Annotated in this window: 3 protein-coding genes and 1 pseudogene; all 4 read left to right on the forward strand. The window is 38.1% G+C overall.

All coding sequences use genetic code 11. From position 1 onward, the window contains the following. A partial coding sequence (locus ACLNCN_RS03900; protein ID WP_424844663.1) for an ABC transporter substrate-binding protein occupies positions 1-1367 on the forward strand: 1367 nt, incomplete at its 5' end. A gap of 191 nt (positions 1368-1558) precedes the next feature. Next, positions 1559-3004 carry an LCP family glycopolymer transferase CpsA gene (gene cpsA, locus ACLNCN_RS03905; protein WP_424844664.1) on the forward strand — a complete coding sequence of 482 codons (1446 nt, stop codon included), beginning with the start codon at positions 1559-1561 and terminating at the stop codon, positions 3002-3004. A gap of 6 nt (positions 3005-3010) precedes the next feature. After that, positions 3011-3100: pseudogene (locus ACLNCN_RS03910) on the forward strand (CpsB/CapC family capsule biosynthesis tyrosine phosphatase); the annotation flags it as partial. Positions 3101-3210: 110 nt separating this feature from the next. Further along, positions 3211-3881 (forward strand): UDP-galactopyranose mutase (locus ACLNCN_RS03915; RefSeq protein WP_424844665.1); only part of this gene is annotated, 671 nt, incomplete at its 3' end.

A 3881-nucleotide genomic window follows, 5' to 3' on the forward strand; every position in this document is an offset into this window, starting at 1 on the left:
GGAAAGATTTTGGTACCCTATCTCCAGATAGCATTCTCTACAGTGGACCTTATTTGTTAAAAGATTTCACATCAAAATCATCGATCGAGTATGTGAAGAACCCACATTACTATGATCATGACAAAGTATCAATTGAACACGTAAAATTGGCTTACTTTGATGGTTCAGACCAAGAATTGACCATCCGTAACTTTGAAAGTGGAGCTTATTCAATCGCTGGGGTTTATCCAAATAGTTCTAACTTTGCCAAGACCAAGGAGAAATATAAGGATAATATCGTCTATAGCTTGCAGGACAAGACTTCTTGGTACTTCAATTTTAACGTCAATCGTAAGGCTTACAACCACACTGCTAAAACAACAGATGAGCAGAAGAAGTCAACTGAGACAGCTGTCTTGAACAAGAACTTCCGTCAAGCGGTGAACTTTGCCTTGGATCGCACAGCCTATTCTGCTCAGTCAAATGGGGAAGAAGCGGCTAGCAAGACCCTTCGTAACACCCTAGTGCCTCCTACATTTGTCCAAGTGGGAGACAAGACCTTTGGAGAAGTAGTCGCTTCTAAATTGGTCAACTACGGAACAGAATGGTCAGGTATTAACTTGGCAGATGCTCAGGATGCCTATTTTAACAAAGAAAAAGCCCAAGCAAAATTTGCGGAAGCTAAAAAAGAATTGGCAAGTCAAGGTGTGACTTTCCCTATTCACTTGGATGTAGCTGTTGATCAAACAAGTAAAAATGCTGTGACAGGTATGAACTCTGTTAAGCAGACCCTTGAGTCAGTTTTAGGTGCTGATAACATTGTCATTGATGTTCAGCAACTTTCAACAGATGATTTTAATAACGTAGCCTTCTTAGCACCAACACCAGCTGATCGAGACTACGATTTGAACTTTGATGGCTGGGTAGGTGACTACCAAGATCCATCAACCTATCTCAATCCTTTCAATGCAGAGGATGGGTTCTACCTCAAGATTTTTGGTCTAGATGCTCAGGAAGATAAAGCTAAAATTGCTAGTCTGGGTCTTGATACTTACACCAAGATGCTCAAAGATGCAGATAGTGAAAATAAAGATGTAGCCAAACGCTATGAAAAATATGCTGAAGCACAGGCTTGGATGATTGATAATTCTCTGATTATGTCAGCTATGTCAAGTGGTGGAACAGCATCTGTGACCAGAGTAACACCATTTACAAGAGGGTATTCATTGGTCGGCATAAAGGGTGATGGCAATAACTACAAGTACATGAAACTGCAAAAAGATACTGTGACAACTAAACAATATGAAGAAGCCAAGGCCAAATGGGAGCAAGAAAGCAAAAAAGCAATCGAAAAAGCTCAAAAAGAAGCAGAAAATCATGTTAAATAAAGATGAGCGAGGTTCCGTAAGGGGCCTCGTTTTAATATCTATATAGTAAATTTATTGATGTAATTGTTTGCAAATCAAAAAGAATGTTTCGGAAAGAAGATAAAAACGCCTTACCTAAGCGGATTTATCTCACAAGTGTATTTTTTTATGATATAATAAAATGAAATAAAAATTGATAATAGAGGTATATCGTGAGTAGATCTTCGAAGCGAGCTCGTCAGGGTAAAACAAAAATATTGATTAGTTGGGGGTTGCTAGCTATCTATGCAGTACTAGCGGTCTTTTTATTGTTTTTGATTTTCAAGTACAATATGCTGGCCTTCCGATTTCTCAATATAGTGGTTGCTGTCTTAATTGTAGCCTTAGCCATCTTGTGCTTCTTTTTAATTCGGTCTAAGAAAGTTCAAAATCTAACGCTGATTTTATTACTACTGGGTGTGTTAATCAATGGAACTTCCCTCTTTGCTGTAAGTCAGTTCATTGGCTTTACCAGTCGCCTGAATGCAACATCGAATTACTCAAATTATTCGATGAGTATTGCAGTGTTAGCAGATAGTCCAATTGATAATATCAGTCAGGTAACCAGTGTGATGGGGCCTACTGGGACGGATAAGGATAATATCCAACAGTTGATGAATGATCTGAAAGCGACTCAAAACAAGGAATTGACAGTCGAAGAAAGCAGTTCCTATCTTGCAGCCTATAAGAGTTTGTTAGCTGGAGATACAAAGGCGATCCTTCTAAACAGTGTCTTTGAAAATATTATCGAATCCGAATATCCAGACTATGCTTCAAAGATTAAGAAAATCTATACCAAAGAATTAACCAAGACGGTTGAAACTCCAAAAGATGTCAAAGGTGACAGTTTCAATGTTTATATCAGCGGAATTGATACCTACGGTCCAATTAGCTCGATTTCTCGTTCGGACGTCAATATCATTATGACAGTGAATCGCGAAACGAAAAAGATTCTCTTGACAACCACACCTCGTGATTCCTATGTTCCAATTGCAGATGGAGGCAACAACCAAAAAGATAAGTTAACCCATGCGGGGATTTATGGAGTAGATGCTTCCATTCATACCCTGGAAAATCTTTACGGTATTGACTTGAACTATTACGCTCGTTTGAATTTCACCTCTTTCTTGAAATTGATTGATTTACTTGGTGGAGTTGATGTCTATAATGATCAAGAGTTTACCGCTCATACAAATGGGAAGTTCTATCCTGTAGGGAAGGTTCATCTTGATTCGGAGCAAGCTCTTGGCTTTGTGCGTGAGCGCTATTCTTTGGCAGATGGAGATCGAGATCGTGGTCGCAACCAGCAAAAGGTTATTGTCGCTATTTTGCGAAAGTTAACCTCGACAGAAGCTTTGAAAAATTATGACAGTATTATAAAGGGACTACAAGATTCTTTGCAAACCAATATGCCGCTTGAAACCATGATGAATCTGGCCAATGCCCAACTTGAGAGTGGTGGAACGTATAAGATTATCTCGCAAGATCTCAAAGGAACAGGGCGGATGGATTTACCATCTTATGCCATGCCTGATAGCAACCTCTATATGATGGAAATAAGTGATAGCAGTTTAGAGTCAGTTAAGGCAGCAATCAATGATGTGATGGAAGGAAAATAAGATAAAATGATTGATATTCATTCGCATATCGTATTTGGTGTGGATGATGGTCCGAAAACTAAGCAAGAAAGCAAGATTCTTTTGGCAGAAGTCTATGGATAAGAAGTACGGATTTAAGATGTAAAATATACAATTGTATCATCGATTAAAGTAATCAATCTTGTACAATTGCTACAACAGTTTGTTAAAAAATAAAGGAGCTTAAGATGTACAATTATCTTGTTGTTGGTGCTGGTCTCTTTGGTGCAGTCTTTGCCCATGAAGCAGCCTTAAAAGGAAAAAAAGTAAAAGTCATTGAAAAACGAAATCATATCGCGGGTAATATCTATACTCGTGAAGAGGAAGGAATTCAAGTTCATCAATATGGTGCCCATATATTCCATACTTCTGATAAGGAGATTTGGGATTATGTAAATCAGTTTGCAGATTTTAACCGTTATACTAACTCTCCTGTAGCAAACTATAAGGGTGAGATTTATAACCTCCCTTTTAATATGAATACCTTCAATAAACTCTGGGGAGTTGTAACGCCAGCGGAAGCACAAGCTAAGATTGATGAACAACGTGCTGTTTTAAATGGTAAAACTCCTGAAAATTTGGAAGAACAGGCTATCTCTCTTGTAGGTACAGATATTTATGAAAAATTGATTAAAGACTATACAGAGAAACAGTGGGGGAAACCAACTACTGAACTTCCTGCCTTTATCATTCGCCGTTTGCCAGTACGTTTGACGTATGATAACAACTATTTTAACGATACCTATCAAGGAATTCCAATTGGTGGATACACTCAAATAGTTGAAAAAATGTTGGACCATGAAAACATTGATGTAGAAACCAATGTTGATTTCTTCGCGAATAAAGAGCAATATATGAA

It is taken from the genome of Streptococcus sp. CL8.13, from assembly GCF_049737895.1.